The organism is Ralstonia sp. ASV6 (genome assembly GCF_016429285.1).
Taxonomy (GTDB): domain Bacteria; phylum Pseudomonadota; class Gammaproteobacteria; order Burkholderiales; family Burkholderiaceae; genus Ralstonia; species Ralstonia flaminis.
Window position 1 is genome coordinate 1 of the sequence record NZ_JAELUI010000121.1, and the last position, 16,612, is coordinate 16,612.

Here is a 16,612-nt window from a genome sequence, read left to right on the forward strand (position 1 = left end):
CAGATCCGCCGTGCCGTCGCTATCGGTGGTGCTGGAGGCGAGCACACCCACGCCGTCGGTCCAGCTCACGGACGAACCGCTCACCGGCTTGCCGCTCTTGCGCTCGGCCGTCCATACCATCATCCCTTGCGAGGTGCCCTTGGTGACGGCCACGGTGTCCGACACGAACAGCAGCGTGTGCGCACGGTACGCACCGATCACCGCTTCCACGATGTACAAACCCGCCGGCAGCTTGCCGACCGGAATCATCACGTTGCCGACGTTCTGCGGCATCCACTCGCTGCTGCTGCCTTCGAGCTTCACGTCCTTGGGCGGCGCGATCGGCTTGGCATCCCAGATTGGGTAGCGGAAACGGCCGAGCAGTTCATAGCCCTTGAGCGGCGCGTACTGCGGGTTGTTGGAGAAACGCGTGGGCGCAGTCATCTGGTCGCCCATGCTGAACTGCGGCGCGGTCTCCACGGCCTTGCTGCGCGTGGCGAACGAGAGCACGCGCTGCCAGGTGCGGCGGGCCTGGCGCGTCCAGTTGTCCCACAGATACGCCAGCGTGTTGGCCAGGCCTTCGCCCGTGTAGTTCGCCTTCACGTCGATGCGGTGCAGGTTCTTCTGCGCCTTCAGGAATTCGAGCGGCTGCGGCACGCGGTAGACGAGGATGTCCGCGCCGCCGTAGCGGGAGAGCTCGTCCTTGTACTCACGCCCTGGCGCTTCCAGGCGCACCATCGCTTCCTGGTCAGTGCCGTAACTCGCGTCCGACAGCAGGAAGAACGGCTGGCCCTTGAATTGCTCGTAGCCGCTGGGGGGGGCATCTGCGAAAGTGGGATTCGGCTTTTCCGGTGCGTCGGCGGCCTGTGCATGGCCGACCCATGCCAGCACCGTCAGGCAGACGGCTGCGACCAGATTGAACGAACGCCAGCGGTTGCGCATCATGTTTTTTACCGTGTCAAAAAGGCCAGACGAAACACGCCGATGAAGTTGGGATTGCCGCTCTGCGGCTGCCAGCGCGAGTCTTTCCATTGCATCAGTTCAGAGACCGGGACCGCGCGCAAACCGTTGTCGGTGCGGGTGACGGTGCCGGTGTGGTAAGCGATGTAGCGATCCATCCAGATCATCAGATGCTGGTCGTCGCCTTGATCGAAGAAGAGCAGATCGCCGGGGAGCGCTTGATTCACGTCCTTGGCGATGAAACGGCTGTTCTGCTGGATCAGCCCGAGCGCGGAGACATACGCGCCGGTGCTGCCGTCAATGCGTGCCCAACGCTGCGTGAGCGTGCGCTGGGCGGGCGTGAGGTTCAACTCGGGCGGCAGTTGCCGTGCGGATTCCGCATCGCGCATGCCGTTGGCGCGCAGCCAGCGGGCGTCGTGCGGGCGCAATGCCTCGCCGGCGGCAAAACGCACGAGGCCAGCGCAGTCGCGGTGCGTCCAGCGCGGCGTCGGGCCCTGGCGGAGCTGCTCGTTGACGATGCGCACAAACCACGCGCGGAACACGCTCGATTGATCGGGCGTGAGCGCATCGGGATCGGCCGGTGCGGCATCGGCCCAGCCGGACAACGCATGGGCCGAGCCGGCAAACGTCTGAGCGAGCAGGCAGCCGCCGGCCACCGCCAGCCAGCGGCGGCGGCTCAGCACGGCGGCCGAGGCGCGCGGTGTCATTGCGTGCTTGCGCTGTCTGCGGGAACGGGAGCGGCCGCCTCGGTAGCTGGCACCTCGGCAGGCGCAGCAGATGCAGCTGACGCGGCAGGTGCTTCAGCCGTATCGGCCGGCGCAGCCGTACCGTCGCCACCGGCGGGCAAACCGCGGCCGCTCGACAGCCACGTCACCGGCACCCAGCCACGCGACGATGGCACCCCGCCATCGAGCGCCAGCGACACCGGCGCATAGCGCGACAGCGCCTTGAGCTTCGGGAACAAGTGCGTTTGCGCGGCGTTCAGGAACACGGCTTCCTGGTCGGCGGGCAGCGCGGCACCCGCTTCGCGGCGGACGAGCGGCGCAAGCGATGCGGGCGTCATCGTCAGGACAATGCGTTCGGTCTTGTCGCGCGGCAGGCTGTCAGCCACCGCCGGGAAGCGCTTGGCGAGCACGGCCAGTGCATCGTCGACGAGACGCGCATCGGGCGAGAACACCACCACGTCACCCGCAATCGCCAGCGTGACCGGGAAGTAACGCTCCCACGACAGCTGCGCGCCGAACGGTGCCTCGGCCGATTTCGCGGTGCCATAGCGCGCGCTCACCGGGCGCTGCCACAGCGTGGCGTTGGCCGGGCCCGGGCGCGTCGTCACCGGCAGGCGCTTGTAGGGGCCGGACTTGTCGTCCGCCTGTGCCTTGGATTCGTACGAACCGATGATCTGGCCGAACAGCGCAGCCAACGCCGGCTTGACCGCCTCAGCCTGCGAGGCCGACGACAGCTTCGCCACGAACAGCGGCGCCACCAACGACGACTTGCCGTACCAGCACGCGGCGGCCGGGCCAGCAAACGCATCACCAACATGCGCGGCAGCTTCGCTGACGTCCTTGGCGTCGCCCGCCACGTTACGCAGCAAGGTGCCGGCGGCCTTCCAGTCGACGGGCAGCGTGGCACAGGCGGCCGGATCCGCCGGCAGCGCACGCCACAGGCCGGCGTTATCCCATTTGCCGGTCAGGTGGCCCGGGTCGATGAGCGCGGCGCTCTGCCAGCCGTTGCCGGACGTCCCCGCGGCAAAGTCGAAGCGCAATGCCTCGATGCCTGGGAAGTACTGCTGATAACCAAACGAGAGGTAGTTGGCGCTCACCACAACGTGGTGGCCCGTCGGCTCCTGTGCGGGCAGCGCGTAGGCCGTGCCCTGCACGTTGCGCTTGCCGGCGTCGTCCGACAGCAGCGCGGCCAGCGCGCCAGCTTGCTTGGAGATCGGCTTGCCATCCTTGTCCAGCAGGATGCCCGGCTCGGACAGCGCGATCAGCCGATCGCCCTTGCTGGCGATCAGGATCGAGCGCGTGGCCGAGAGCCGCAACGCATAGACCGGCGCGCCGGAATCGCCCAGCGCATCGGCCACCTTGGTGAGCTGCGTATCGCTGGTCGCCACGGTGGCGAGGGCTTCCAGCGCCTTGGCCAGACCGTTGCGCTGCATCGAGAGCACCCAGTAGCGCAGCTTGTCGTCCGGGCCGCGCCACAGCATCACGCGGGCGGGCTCGTCAAACACGTGCTTGAGCACCGTCTCGGCCAGGTCGAGCTTCTGTTCGTAAGCGAGGCGACGCAGCGCGCCAGCTACCGAGAGGCGGTCTTCGTTGCCCTCGTAGTAGGCGACGAAATCTTCGGTCAGCACATCGCGCAGCAGCGGCACGCGCAGCACGTCGCGCGGCAGTTGCGACAGGCTCTGACTGTCGATCAGGGCGTCGGGGTAAGTCAGGTCGAGCTGGACCTGGCGGGCGTGCAGCGCGCGTGCGCGGCTAAAGGGGTGCCAGACCATCTGCACCACCGCCGCGCCGGCAACGACCAGGGCGACCGCGCCAACGGCGATCTGCTTGCGTGTGAGCTTCATGGAGGAATCTGCGGCAAGACTGGAGAGGGCCGGCGGCTTGTAAAAAGTGCCGGTCTGTAACCGCGAGATCATAGCCGTTGCGATGTTAAGACAGGTTAACGTTTCGAGAAAATCGGAACCGTCCCATGCCAGTGTTGCCGTGCGTCTGCACGCGGCGAGCAGGCAAAAAAAAAGCCCGGCACCCCACAAGGGGGCCGGGCTTTTGATGCGAAGGACGCTGCCTAACGTCAGGCGGCGCCGCCTTCCTCTTGCTGGACGACAGGCGTCTCGAAGATCGAAGCGGCTTCTTCTTCGGCAATCGCTGCGGCGCGGTCGCGGTCGGCGGCTTCCTTGGCCTTGCGGGCACGGTGGTAAGCCAGACCGGTACCGGCCGGGATCAGACGGCCGACGATGACGTTTTCCTTCAGACCACGCAGGTCGTCGACCTTGCCCATGATGGCGGCTTCGGTCAGCACGCGCGTGGTTTCCTGGAACGACGCCGCCGAGATGAAGCTGTCGGTCGACAACGATGCCTTGGTAATACCCAGCAGCAGGTTCTCGTAAGTCGCCGGACGCTTGCCCAGCGCGATCACCTTGTCGTTCTCGTCGAGCAGGTCCGAACGCTCCACCTGTTCACCCGGGATGAAGCGGGTGTCGCCCACATCGGCGATCTGCACGCGGCGCAGCATCTGACGAACAATCACTTCGATGTGCTTGTCGTTGATCTTCACGCCCTGCAGACGGTACACGTCCTGCACTTCGTCGACGATGTACGTTGCCAGCTCTTCCACGCCCTTCAGACGCAGGATGTCGTGCGGGTCGGCCGGGCCTTCGACGATCATTTCGCCCTTGTTGACCACCTGGCCGTCGTGCACCAGCACCTGCTTTTCCTTGGCGATCAGGAACTCGTGGGCATTGCCGTCGAGGTCCGTAATCACCAGGCGCTGCTTGCCCTTGGTGTCCTTACCGAACGAAGTCGTACCGGTGACTTCTGCCAGCACGGCAGCGTCCTTCGGCGAACGGGCTTCGAACAGTTCGGCCACACGCGGCAGACCACCGGTAATGTCACGCGTCTTCTGCGATTCGGTCGGGATACGTGCCAGCACTTCACCCACGTGCACTTGCTGACCGTCCTTCACGGTAATCAGCGCGCCCACCTGGAAGCCGATGGTCACGGAGTGATCCGTGCCCGGGATCTTCACTTCGGCGCCCGACGAGTCGAGCAGCTTCACCTGCGGACGGATGCCCTTCGATGCAGCGGTGCGGCGCTTCGCGTCGATCACCACCAGCGTCGACAGACCGGTCACTTCGTCCATCTGCTTGGCAACGGTCACGCCTTCTTCGACGTTCTCGAACTTGATGGTGCCCGAGTACTCCGAGATGATCGGACGCGTCAGCGGATCCCACGTGGCGAGCTGCGTGCCGGCCTTGATGGACTGGCCATCCTGCACCAGCAGCGTCGCGCCGTACGTGATCTTGTGGCGCTCGCGCTCGCGGCCATGGTCGTCGGTGATCAGCGCTTCGCCCGAACGCGAGATGACGATCTGCTCGCCCTTCGCGTTGGTGACGTAACGCATCGTCGCCGTGAAACGCACGATACCGGTTGCCTTCGCTTCCACGCTCGATGCCACTGCCGCACGCGATGCCGCACCACCGATGTGGAACGTGCGCATCGTCAGCTGCGTGCCCGGCTCACCGATCGACTGCGCAGCGATCACACCCACTGCTTCACCCGAGTTCACCAGCACACCGCGGCCGAGGTCGCGGCCGTAGCACTTGGCGCACAGGCCGTAGCGCGTGTCGCAGGTCAGCGGCGTGCGGACCTTGACTTCGTCCACGCCGATCGAATCGATCAGCTCAACGAGGTCTTCGTCCAGCAGCGTGCCGGATTCGATCGCGGTTTCCTGCGTTTCCGGGTTCACCACATCGCCAATGACCACGCGGCCCAGGATACGGTCGCGCAGAGCTTCGATCACTTCACCGCCTTCCACCAGAGCCTTCATCTGCACGCCGTTGGTGGTGCCGCAATCGTCTTCCACCACGACCAGATCCTGCGTCACGTCGACCAGACGGCGGGTCAGGTAACCAGAGTTTGCGGTCTTCAGTGCCGTATCAGCCAGACCCTTACGTGCACCGTGGGTCGAGATGAAGTACTGCAGAACGTTCAGGCCTTCGCGGAAGTTTGCGGTAATCGGCGTCTCAATAATCGAGCCGTCCGGCTTGGCCATCAGGCCACGCATACCTGCCAGCTGACGGATCTGCGCGGCAGAACCCCGTGCGCCCGAGTCGGCCATCATGTAGATGGAGTTGAACGACTCTTGCTTGACGGTCTTGCCGTGGCGATCGACCACGTCTTCGGTCTGGAGCTGCTCCATCATCGCCTTGCCCACCTGGTCACCAGCGGCGCCCCAGATGTCCACGACGTTGTTGTACCGCTCCTGGTCCGTCACCAGACCCGACATGTACTGCTTGTCGTATTCCTTCACCTTGGCAGCTGCCTCGGAGATGATCTTCTCCTTGGCCGGCGGCACCAGCATGTCGTCGATGGCGATCGAGATACCAGCGCGCGTTGCCAGGCGGAAGCCCGACTGCAGCAGCTTGTCGGCGAAGATCACCGTTTCGCGCAGACCGCACTTGCGGAATGCCGTGTTGATCAGGCGCGAGATTTCCTTCTTCTTCAGCGGCTTGTTCAGCACCGAGAACGGCAGACCCTTCGGCAGGATCTCCGACAGGATCGCGCGGCCGACCGTGGTGGCCTGCAGCGTGATCTTCGGTGCGAAGCGGGCGTCGCCGTCGGCTTCCGGGTTCACCAGGTCGTACTCGGTAATCCGCACGTTCACGCGCGAAGCCAGTTCGACTTCCTTGTTCTCGTACGCGCGGATCACTTCCGAGATGTCGGCGAACGTCATGCCTTCACCGCGGCCGTTGATCTTGTCGCGGGTCGTGTAGTACAGACCCAGCACCACGTCTTGCGACGGCACGATCGACGGATCGCCGTTGGCCGGGAACAGCACGTTGTTCGACGCCAGCATCAGCGTGCGCGCTTCCATCTGCGCTTCGAGCGACAGCGGAACGTGAACAGCCATCTGGTCACCGTCGAAGTCGGCGTTGAACGCCGCGCAAACCAGCGGGTGCAGCTGGATGGCCTTGCCTTCGATCAGCACCGGCTCAAACGCCTGAATACCCAGACGGTGCAGCGTCGGTGCGCGGTTCAGCATCACCGGGTGTTCGCGGATGACATCTTCCAGGATGTCCCACACCACCGGCGTCTGGCTTTCCACTTCCTTCTTCGCCGCCTTGATGGTGGTGGCGATGCCCATCGTTTCCAGCTTGTGGAAGATGAAAGGCTTGAAGAGTTCGAGCGCCATCAGCTTGGGCAGGCCGCACTGGTGCAGCTTGAGCGTCGGGCCCACCACGATGACCGAACGGCCCGAGTAGTCCACGCGCTTGCCCAACAGGTTCTGACGGAAACGGCCGCCCTTACCCTTGATCATTTCTGCCAGCGACTTCAGCGGACGCTTGTTGGCGCCAGTCATCGCCTTGCCGCGACGGCCGTTGTCCAGCAGCGAATCCACGGCTTCCTGCAGCATGCGCTTTTCGTTGCGCACGATGATCTCCGGCGCCTTCAGCTCGAGCAGACGCTTCAGACGGTTGTTCCGGTTGATCACGCGGCGATACAGGTCGTTCAGGTCCGACGTGGCGAAACGGCCACCGTCCAGCGGCACCAGCGGACGCAGTTCGGGCGGCAGCACCGGCAGCACTTCGAGGATCATCCAGTCCGGCTTGATGCCCGAACGTTGGAAGGCCTCGAGCACCTTCAGGCGCTTGGCAAACTTCTTGATCTTGGCTTCCGAACCCGTGGCTTGCAGTTCGGCGCGGATCGTCTCGATCTGCTTCTCGATGTCGATGCCGCGCAGCAGCTCGCGAATGCCTTCGGCGCCCATCATGGCGACGAATTCGCCCTCGCCGTACTCGTCGCACTTGGCCAGGTAGTCGTCTTCCGACATGATCTGGCTCTTCTTGAGCGCAGTCATGCCCGGCTCAACCACGACAAATGCTTCGAAGTACAGCACGCGCTCGATGTCGCGCAGCGTCATGTCGAGCACCATGCCCAGACGCGACGGCAGCGACTTCAGGAACCAGATGTGCGCGGTCGGCGCAGCCAGTTCGATGTGGCCCATGCGCTCACGGCGCACCTTGGCCAGCGTCACTTCAACGCCGCACTTCTCGCAGATCACGCCACGGTGCTTCAGGCGCTTGTACTTGCCGCACAGGCACTCGTAGTCCTTGATCGGGCCGAAGATCTTGGCGCAGAACAAGCCATCACGCTCGGGCTTGAACGTACGGTAGTTGATGGTCTCGGGCTTCTTGACTTCGCCGTACGACCACGAACGGATTTTCTCAGGCGACGCGAGGCCAATCTTGATCGCGTCAAACTGCTCTTCTTGCTGTACCTGGCGGAATAGGTCGAGCAATGCTTTCATTCCAAACTCCTTGAGTTTGAGGCTGGTGCCCCAGAGCAACGACAGCTGCTAAGGCACCGACCCTAAATCTTCGTCAATGGCTGCTTGCTGTTACCGGAGCGTGGCGATATTCCGGCCACGCTCCCATCGCATCGGCGCTTAGTTGCGCTCGAGGTCGATGTCGATACCCAGCGAGCGGATTTCCTTCACCAGCACGTTGAACGATTCCGGCATGCCGGCATCGATCGAGTGCTCGCCCTTGACGATGTTCTCGTACACCTTGGTCCGGCCGTTCACGTCATCCGACTTCACGGTCAGCATTTCCTGCAGCACGTAGGACGCGCCGTAAGCCTCCAGCGCCCACACTTCCATTTCACCGAAACGCTGGCCACCGAACTGGGCCTTACCGCCCAGGGGCTGCTGCGTCACCAGCGAGTACGGACCGGTCGAACGTGCGTGCATCTTGTCGTCGACCAAGTGGTGCAGCTTCAGCATGTGCATCACGCCCAGCGTGACCGGACGCTCGAAGGCTTCACCGGTGCGGCCGTCGAACAGCGTGACCTGCTGCTTGGAAGCGGTCAGGCCCTTCTCCTTCGCGATCTCTTCCGGATACGCGAGGTCCAGCATGCGGCGGATTTCGTCCTCATGCGCACCATCGAACACCGGCGTCGCGAACGGCACGCCCTTCTTCAGGTTCTCTGCCAGCTCCAGGATCTCGGCGTCGGACAGGCTGTCCAGATCTTCAACCTTGCCGCTTTCGTTGTAGATCTGACCCAGCAGCTTGCGCACCTCTGCGGCCTTGGCCTGCGCCTTGAGCATGTTGCCGATGCGCTCGCCCAGACCGCGCGCGGCCCAGCCCAAGTGGGTTTCGAGAATCTGACCCACGTTCATCCGCGAAGGCACACCCAGCGGGTTCAGCACGATGTCTGCCGGCGTACCGTCAGCCATGTACGGCATGTCTTCGATCGGGGTGATCTTCGACACGACACCCTTGTTACCGTGACGACCTGCCATCTTGTCGCCAGGCTGCAGGCGACGCTTCACGGCCAGGTACACCTTGACCATCTTGATCACGCCCGGCGGCAGTTCGTCGCCTTGCGTGAGCTTCTTGCGCTTCTCTTCGAACGCGAGGTCGAAGTCGTGGCGCTTCTGCTCGATGGCTTCCTTCACGGCTTCGAGCTGGGTGGCGACATCGTCATCCGACGGACGGATGTCGAACCAGTGCCACTTGTCGAGATCGGCCAGGTATTCCTTCGTGAGCACAGTGCCCTTGGCCAGCTTCTTCGGACCGCCATTGGCAACCTTGCCCACCAGCAGACGCTCCAGACGCTGGAAGGCATCGCCTTCCACGATACGCAGCTGGTCGTTCAGGTCCAGGCGATAACGCTTCAGCTCTTCGTCGATGATCGACTGGGCACGCTTGTCGCGCGTCACGCCCTCACGCGTGAAGACCTGCACGTCGATCACGGTACCGCTCATGCCCGACGGCACGCGCAGCGAGGTGTCCTTCACGTCGGACGCCTTCTCACCGAAGATCGCACGCAGCAGCTTCTCTTCCGGCGTCAGCTGGGTCTCGCCCTTCGGCGTGACCTTGCCGACCATCACGTCGCCGGCTTCCACTTCTGCGCCGATGTACGTGATGCCCGACTCGTCCAGGCGCGCCAGTTGGGCTTCAGCCAGGTTCGAGATGTCGCGTGTGATTTCTTCCGGTCCGAGCTTGGTGTCGCGAGCAACGACCGACAGTTCCTCGATGTGGATCGAGGTGTAGCGGTCTTCTGCAACCACACGCTCCGAGATCAGGATCGAATCCTCGAAGTTGTAGCCGTTCCAGGGCATGAACGCGACCAGCATGTTCTGGCCGAGCGCGAGCTCGCCCATGTCGGTCGAGGCACCGTCAGCGATCACGTCGCCGCGGGCAACGATATCGCCCACCTTGACCATCGGACGCTGGTTGATGTTCGTGTTCTGGTTCGAACGCGTGTACTTGATCAGGTTGTAGATGTCGACGCCGACTTCACCAGCCACGGCTTCCGCATCGTTCACGCGGATCACCACGCGGTTCGCGTCAACGTAGTCAACCACGCCGCCACGGGTGGCCTGCACAGCCGTACCCGAGTCCACTGCCACGGTGCGCTCAACGCCGGTACCCACCAGCGGCTTGTCCGCACGCAGGCAAGGCACGGCCTGACGCTGCATGTTTGCGCCCATCAGTGCACGGTTTGCATCATCGTGCTCGAGGAACGGCACCAGCGAAGCTGCAGCCGACACGATCTGCGACGGCGCCACGTCGATGTACTGCACACGATCCGGCGTGACCATACGGGTTTCACGCTCGCTGCCTTCACGTGCGGAGACCAGTTCGTCAATCAGGTTGCCGTCCTTGTCCACCGTCGCGTTGGCCTGCGCCACCACGTACTTGCCTTCTTCGATGGCCGACAGGTAGTCGACCTGATCGGTCAGCTTGCCGTTCTCAACCTTGCGATACGGCGTTTCCAGGAAGCCGTAATCGTTCAGCTGTGCGTACAGCGCCAGCGAGTTGATCAGACCAATGTTCGGACCTTCCGGCGTTTCGATCGGGCACACGCGGCCATAGTGGGTCGGGTGCACGTCACGGACTTCAAAGCCCGCGCGCTCGCGCGTCAGACCGCCCGGGCCCAGTGCCGAAATACGACGCTTGTGCGTGACTTCCGACAGCGGGTTGGTCTGGTCCATGAACTGCGACAGCTGCGACGAACCGAAGAACTCGCGAATGGCCGACGAAATCGGCTTCGAGTTGATCAGGTCGTGCGGCATCAGGTTTTCCGTCTCGGCCTGGCCCAGACGTTCCTTCACAGCACGCTCAACGCGCGACAGACCGGCGCGGAACTGGTTTTCCGCCAGTTCGCCGACGCAACGCACGCGACGGTTGCCGAGGTGGTCGATATCGTCCACTTCGCCCTTGCCGTTACGCAGGTTCACCAGCAGCTTGATCGTGTCGAGGATGTCATCATCGGTCAGCACCATCGGGCCCGTACCTTCCGAGCGATTCAGGCGGCTGTTGACCTTCATGCGGCCCACGCGCGACAGGTCGTACGAGTCTTCGCTGTAGAACAGGCGCTGGAAGAGCGCTTCGACGGCGTCTTCGGTCGGCGGCTCGCCAGGACGCATCATGCGGTAGATGGCGATACGCGCGGCGGTCTGGTCGGCCGTGTCGTCGGTACGCAGCGTCGACGAGATATACGGACCTTGATCCAGATCGTTGGTGTACAGCGTCTGGATTTCCTTCACGTCGGCGTCGCGCAGCTTCTCGAGCACGCCTTCGGTCAGCTCGTCGTTGGCGTTGGCCAGGACTTCACCGGTATCCGGATCGACGATGTTCTTCGCCAGCACGCGGCCCAGCAGGTAGTCTTCCGGCACGCTGATCAGCTTGGTGCCGGCAGCGTCCAAGTCACGGATGTGCTTGGCGTTGATGCGCTTGTCCTTCTCGACGACGACCTTGCCGTTCTTGTCGGCAATGTCGAAGCGAGCGACTTCACCGCGCAGGCGCTCGGGCACAAATTCCATCAGTGCGCCTTCGCTCTTGAGCGTGAAGTTGTCGAACACGAAGAAGTGCGCCAGGATCTGCTCCGGCGTCAGGCCGATCGACTTCAGCAGGATCGTCACCGGCATCTTGCGGCGGCGGTCAACGCGGAAGTACAGGATGTCCTTCGGGTCGAATTCGAAGTCCAGCCACGAGCCGCGGTACGGAATGATCCGTGCCGAGAACAGCAGCTTACCCGAGCTGTGCGTCTTGCCCTTATCGTGCTCGAAGAACACGCCCGGCGAACGGTGCAGCTGGGACACGATCACACGTTCCGTGCCGTTGATCACGAACGAACCGGTGGACGTCATGAGCGGAATTTCGCCCATGTAGACTTCCTGCTCCTTGATCTCCTTGACCTTGGTGGGGTTCTCGCGGTCGTTGATGATCAAGCGCACTTTTGCGCGCAGCGCCGAGTGGAAGGTCAGACCGCGCTGCTGACATTCCTTGACGTCAAACGGCGGGTTGGACAGGTGATACGACACGAACTCCATGCGCGCCAGACCATTGTGCGACGCGATGGGGAAGATGGCATTGAATGCAGCCTGCAGGCCTTCGGTCTTGCGTTGCGAAGGACCGGTCTCGGCCTGCAAGAACTGAGCATACGATTGAATCTGGGTGGCAAGCAGGAAGGGAACCTGATGGACCGTTGCGCGCTTCGCGAAACTCTTGCGAATGCGCTTTTTCTCGGTAAAGCTGTACGCCATGGGATCTCCGAATCATCGCAAGTGCGTGCGACGGACTTGTGGCGTAAATCACGCCTGGCACTTGAGGTGTTCAGCGACTGGTGACGGGATTTGGCGGTTGGCCGCTACCAACCTCTGGCTGACGGTACTGCGCGCGCCCCCCGCACATGAACCCATGGGGCCCATGCCACGGACGGGGGAGTACCCGACCAAACTTGCCTTCTGCAGTCGGTTCAGAAGACAAACATCAGCGGACTGCGAACTGCTTAGTGTGCCACTGATGTTTGGCCTCTGCTGGCCTTGACTCGGCCGGCTGCCGGAAAAACCGGCCAAAGAGACTTCAACGATACTTATTGCGTGATTGCAGGATCGCTCAACTTCCGGCCCCACAAGCGCAAAAAGGCTGGCGCCGGGAAATTTCCCTTTGCCAGCCTCTATCGCGTACCGAGCACGGCACGCGAGACCTGCACTTACTTGGCTTCGGCTTCCGCGCCGGCTTCCACCAGCTTCTTCACCAGCTCGTCGGCGGTCTTCTTGTCGACGCCTTCCTTCACGGGCTTCGGTGCGCCATCGACCAGGTCCTTGGCTTCCTTCAGGCCCAGGCCGGTGATTTCACGCACGGCCTTGATGACGCCAACCTTGTTCGCGCCGGCGCTCTTCAGCGTCACGGTGAATTCGGTTTGCTCTTCAGCAGCAGCTGCTGCGCCAGCGCCAGCCGGGCCAGCAACGGCGACGGCAGCAGCCGACACGCCAAACTTCTCTTCGAACGCCTTGACCAGGTCGTTCAGTTCCATCACGGACATCGAGCCAACGGCTTCGAGGATGTCGTCTTTGGTGATTGCCATTTGAATAACTCCAGAATGTGATTCGGTATCGATCGTGCGATCTGTGCGAGGTGCTGCGGCCGATTAGGCTGCTGCGCTCTCGCCTTCGCCTTGCTTTGCGGCCAGAGCAGCCAGGGCGCGGGCAAAGCCCGACACCGGCGCCTGCATGACGAACAGCAGCTTGCTGAGCAGTTCTTCGCGGCTCGGAATCGAAGCCAGGGCCTTCACGCCATTGGCGTCCAGCACCTTGCCTTCGTACGAACCGGCGCGCAGCACCAGCTTGTCATTGCCCTTGGCGAAATCGTTCAGCACCTTGGCCGGGGCCACTGCGTCTTCGGAAATACCGTAGATCAGCGGGCCGGTCAGTTGCTCAGCGAGTTCGGCAAACGGCGTGCCTTCAACAGCGCGGCGTGCCAGCGTGTTCTTCAGAACACGCAGGTAGACGCCTTGCTGGCGCGCTTGCGCGCGCAGCTTGGTCAGATCGCCAACCGTGATACCGCGATATTCAGCAACGACGATGGTCGAGGCCTTGGCGACTTGCGCCGTTACCTCGGCCACGACGGCCTTCTTATCTTCGAGATTGAGTGCCACGGTTAAGCTCCAAAACGACGTCGGCTTCCACAAGCATTGCGGTCACCTCGGTCAGTCCAAAAGTACGGCGTCCGATTGGCACAAATCACTTCGGCAATACCAAAGTCACTTATTCCCTTCGGGGGCGCCATCTGCGTTGGCCGTGCGCTCCGTTGCCGGATTGCGCAGCGATTAAGGTGTCGACTCCGAAGAGCCCTTCACCGCCAACGGTCTTTGATAACCAGCGGCATCAGCGCGCTTGCACGCACATCTGCCACTGCCCAAAGTCCTTCCCTCAAACTTCAAGGGGTCGCGTAGCCGAAGCTACGCGGGAGAAAACTGCTAACGCCGGGATGGTTATCGGGCCACCCAGCGCGAATGATCGAGAGCGATCAGGCAGCCAGCGTCGACTGGTCGACGCGCACGCCAACACCCATCGTCGACGAGACAGCAACCTTACGCAGGTACACGCCCTTGCTCGAGGCCGGCTTGGCCTTGGTCAGCGCGTCCAGCAGTGCAGCCAGGTTGCTCTTCAGCGCAGCCGGTTCGAACGAACGGCGGCCGATGGTGGCGTGGATGATACCGGCCTTGTCGACACGGAATTGCACCTGACCAGCCTTGGCGTTCTTCACGGCCGTAGCGACGTCCGGCGTCACGGTGCCAACCTTCGGGTTCGGCATCAGGCCGCGCGGACCCAGGATCTGGCCCAGCGTACCGACCACGCGCATCGTGTCCGGCGAAGCGATCACGACGTCGAAGTCCATGTTGCCGGCCTTGATCTGCTCGGCCAGGTCTTCCATGCCGACGATCTCGGCGCCAGCAGCCTTGGCTTGCTCAGCCTTGTCGCCTTGGGCGAACACGGCCACGCGCACCGACTTACCGGTACCAGCAGGCAGCACCACCGAACCACGCACCACTTGGTCCGACTTCTTCGCATCGATGCCCAGTTGCACGGCCACGTCGATGGACTCATCGAACTTTGCGCTTGCGCATTCCTTAACGAGGCTCAGAGCTTCGTCGATCGGGTAGAACTTGGTACGCTCGACCTTGGCCTTGTTTGCGGCCACGCGCTTCGAAATCTTTGCCATGATTACAGGCCCTCCACCGTGATACCCATCGAACGGGCGCTACCGGCGATCGTACGCACAGCGGCGTCCAGATCAGCAGCGGTGAGGTCCGCATTCTTTGCCTTGGCGATTTCTTCAGCCTGGGCGCGGGTAATCTTGCCGACCTTGTCGGTATGCGGCTTGGCGGAACCCTTCTGGATACCGGCAGCCTTCTTGATGAGCACGGTCGCCGGCGGCGACTTCATCACGAAGGTGAAGCTCTTGTCGGCGAAGGCGGTGATCACCACCGGAACCGGCAAGCCCGGCTCCATACCTTGGGTCTGCGCGTTGAACGCCTTGCAGAACTCCATGATGTTCAGACCGCGCTGACCCAGGGCCGGGCCGACGGGCGGGGACGGATTTGCTTTACCAGCCGGAATTTGCAGCTTGATAAAGCCAATAATTTTCTTGGCCATCTTGACTCCAATCCGGATTGCCCAGTTAAGAAACCATGGCAATCCTATTGAGTGGTAACGCATCAGCGCGAGGCTGACGCTCCTCTGTTGGCTCAGGCAGCTACGCCACCGTTGCCCGCCAAGTCCAGTGGACTGGGCGACTGGCGCAACGACTTACGCCGTCGCGTCAAATTCTTCACACCTTCTCGACCTGGCCGAACTCGAGCTCGACCGGTGTCGCACGACCGAAGATTGTCACGGAAACGCGCAAGCGCGATTTCTCGTAATTCACTTCCTCGACGTTGCCATTGAAGTCGGTGAACGGGCCTTCCTTCACGCGCACCATCTCGCCCACTTCGAACAGCGTCTTGGGACGCGGCTTCTCGACCCCTTCCTGGATCTGGGCCATGATCTTGTCTACCTCGCCCTTGGAGATCGGCGAGGGGCGGTTGCCCGTACCACCAATGAAACCCGTTACCTTGGCCGTGTTTTTGACCAAGTGCCAGGTCTCGTCGGTCATTTCCATTTCGACGAAGACATAGCCCGGGAAAAGGCGGCGCTCAGTCACGGTCTTGCGACCGCTCTTGCTTTCCATCACCTCTTCCGACGGCACCAGAATCTGGCCGAACAGATGTTGCAGACCTTCGCGCTCAATGCGCTCCTGCAGCGCGCGTTGCACGCTCTTTTCCATGCCCGAGTAGGCATGCACGACATACCAGCGCTTCTTCGAGGCCGGTGCGGACGAATCCGTGGACGTGTCGTTCGCTACGTTATCCGTCATGGCTTTACCCGATTATTTCCAGCCCAACACGAGCGAGAAGATTACCCACTCGATGAGCTTGTCCGCAGACCACAGGAACAAGGCCATGATCACCACGAAGGCAAACACCAGACCGGTCATCTGCCCAGCTTCCTTACGCGTCGGCCAAACGACCTTGCGAACTTCGCGGTACGACTCACGGGCGAACTCGATAAAGCTCTGCCCGGGCGAGGACACCAGTGCGACACCAGCGCCCAGCACCAGCCCGCCGATCAGCGAAGCGGCACGGACGTAGCTCGGTTGCTGCGCCAGCAGATAAAAACCGATCACCCCGGCGACCACCAGCAGGAACGCCACGACCAGCAGCCACTTGCCGCTGGCGGTGTTAACGGTTTCGACGTTCGGATTGGCCATGTTTCCCAAACGAGACAAGCCGCGTGGCGCTATTTCGCGCTACGCGGCTGATGAATTGGCAGGGGCAGAGGGAATCGAACCCCCAACCTTCGGTTTTGGAGACCGACGCTCTGCCAGTTGAGCTATACCCCTAGAACAACTTTGGGGTTGCCATTTCGGTCAACCCCACTCTGGCACTTCACGTGCGGCCGGTTGGCAGCCGCACGGAAGAGTTACAGCACTTACTTGATGATCTTGGCAACGACGCCAGCGCCAACGGTACGGCCGCCTTCACGGATAGCGAAGCGCAGGCCTTCTTCCATGGCGATCGGGGCGATCAGCTTGACGGTGATCGACACGTTGTCGCCC

The 16,612-nt window shown here is 62.6% G+C and carries 10 protein-coding genes, 1 tRNA gene and 2 pseudogenes; all 13 read right to left on the reverse strand.

The genetic code is table 11. The features are described from left to right. A pseudogene (locus JHD73_RS20775) lies at positions 1–921 on the reverse strand (alpha-2-macroglobulin family protein); the annotation flags it as partial. An 8-nt stretch (positions 922–929) separates the two neighbouring features. Continuing rightward, positions 930–1,646: a DUF1175 domain-containing protein gene (locus tag JHD73_RS20780; protein ID WP_199032104.1), complete on the reverse strand. Its 717-nt coding sequence runs from the start codon at positions 1,644–1,646 to the stop codon at positions 930–932. Beyond that, positions 1,643–3,508 carry a DUF2138 domain-containing protein gene (locus tag JHD73_RS20785; protein WP_199032105.1) on the reverse strand — a complete coding sequence of 622 codons (1,866 nt, stop codon included), beginning with the start codon at positions 3,506–3,508 and terminating at the stop codon, positions 1,643–1,645. The genes JHD73_RS20780 and JHD73_RS20785 overlap by 4 nt, the downstream gene beginning before the upstream one ends. A gap of 227 nt (positions 3,509–3,735) precedes the next feature. Beyond that, positions 3,736–7,971, reverse strand: a complete 4,236-nt coding sequence (gene rpoC, locus JHD73_RS20790) for a DNA-directed RNA polymerase subunit beta' (protein WP_199032106.1) — start codon at positions 7,969–7,971, stop codon at positions 3,736–3,738. Positions 7,972–8,109: 138 nt separating this feature from the next. Then, positions 8,110–12,216, reverse strand: a complete 4,107-nt coding sequence (rpoB, locus tag JHD73_RS20795; protein WP_199032107.1) for a DNA-directed RNA polymerase subunit beta — start codon at positions 12,214–12,216, stop codon at positions 8,110–8,112. A gap of 449 nt (positions 12,217–12,665) precedes the next feature. Continuing rightward, positions 12,666–13,040 (reverse strand): 50S ribosomal protein L7/L12, encoded by a 375-nt coding sequence (gene rplL / locus JHD73_RS20800; protein ID WP_021197600.1) that lies wholly within the window; start codon positions 13,038–13,040, stop codon positions 12,666–12,668. Positions 13,041–13,103: 63 nt separating this feature from the next. Then, the gene (gene rplJ / locus JHD73_RS20805) at positions 13,104–13,610 is read right to left on the reverse strand and encodes a 50S ribosomal protein L10 (protein ID WP_021197601.1); all 507 of its coding nucleotides are present in this window, start codon (positions 13,608–13,610) and stop codon (positions 13,104–13,106) included. Positions 13,611–13,981: 371 nt separating this feature from the next. After that, on the reverse strand, positions 13,982–14,677 hold the full coding sequence (rplA, locus tag JHD73_RS20810; RefSeq protein WP_021197602.1) for a 50S ribosomal protein L1: 696 nt from the start codon (positions 14,675–14,677) through the stop codon (positions 13,982–13,984). Positions 14,678–14,679: 2 nt separating this feature from the next. Continuing rightward, complete coding sequence (rplK, locus tag JHD73_RS20815; protein WP_004634453.1) at positions 14,680–15,111, reverse strand: 50S ribosomal protein L11; 432 nt, start codon at positions 15,109–15,111, stop codon at positions 14,680–14,682. Positions 15,112–15,286: 175 nt separating this feature from the next. Then, a complete protein-coding gene (gene nusG, locus JHD73_RS20820; RefSeq protein WP_199032108.1) occupies positions 15,287–15,871 on the reverse strand; it encodes a transcription termination/antitermination protein NusG in 585 nt (194 codons plus the stop codon). Positions 15,872–15,883: 12 nt separating this feature from the next. Further along, positions 15,884–16,264, reverse strand: a complete 381-nt coding sequence (gene secE / locus JHD73_RS20825) for a preprotein translocase subunit SecE (RefSeq protein ID WP_064805486.1) — start codon at positions 16,262–16,264, stop codon at positions 15,884–15,886. A gap of 56 nt (positions 16,265–16,320) precedes the next feature. Then, positions 16,321–16,396 (reverse strand) — tRNA-Trp (locus JHD73_RS20830). Between the two features lie 89 nt (positions 16,397–16,485). After that, a pseudogene (tuf, locus tag JHD73_RS20835) lies at positions 16,486–16,612 on the reverse strand (elongation factor Tu); the annotation flags it as partial.

What these genes read in the sequence shown, in the direction of transcription:
- JHD73_RS20780 (WP_199032104.1), bottom strand. Translation starts at nt 1,646, where the DNA reads ATGACACCGCGCGCCTCGGCCGCCGTGCTGAGCCGCCGCCGCTGGCTG.
- JHD73_RS20785 (WP_199032105.1), bottom strand. Translation starts at nt 3,508, where the DNA reads ATGAAGCTCACACGCAAGCAGATCGCCGTTGGCGCGGTCGCCCTGGTC.
- rpoC (WP_199032106.1), bottom strand. Translation starts at nt 7,971, where the DNA reads ATGAAAGCATTGCTCGACCTATTCCGCCAGGTACAGCAAGAAGAGCAG.
- rpoB (WP_199032107.1), bottom strand. Translation starts at nt 12,216, where the DNA reads ATGGCGTACAGCTTTACCGAGAAAAAGCGCATTCGCAAGAGTTTCGCG.
- rplL (WP_021197600.1), bottom strand. Translation starts at nt 13,040, where the DNA reads ATGGCAATCACCAAAGACGACATCCTCGAAGCCGTTGGCTCGATGTCC.
- rplA (WP_021197602.1), bottom strand. Translation starts at nt 14,677, where the DNA reads ATGGCAAAGATTTCGAAGCGCGTGGCCGCAAACAAGGCCAAGGTCGAG.
- rplK (WP_004634453.1), bottom strand. Translation starts at nt 15,111, where the DNA reads ATGGCCAAGAAAATTATTGGCTTTATCAAGCTGCAAATTCCGGCTGGT.
- nusG (WP_199032108.1), bottom strand. Translation starts at nt 15,871, where the DNA reads ATGACGGATAACGTAGCGAACGACACGTCCACGGATTCGTCCGCACCG.
- secE (WP_064805486.1), bottom strand. Translation starts at nt 16,264, where the DNA reads ATGGCCAATCCGAACGTCGAAACCGTTAACACCGCCAGCGGCAAGTGG.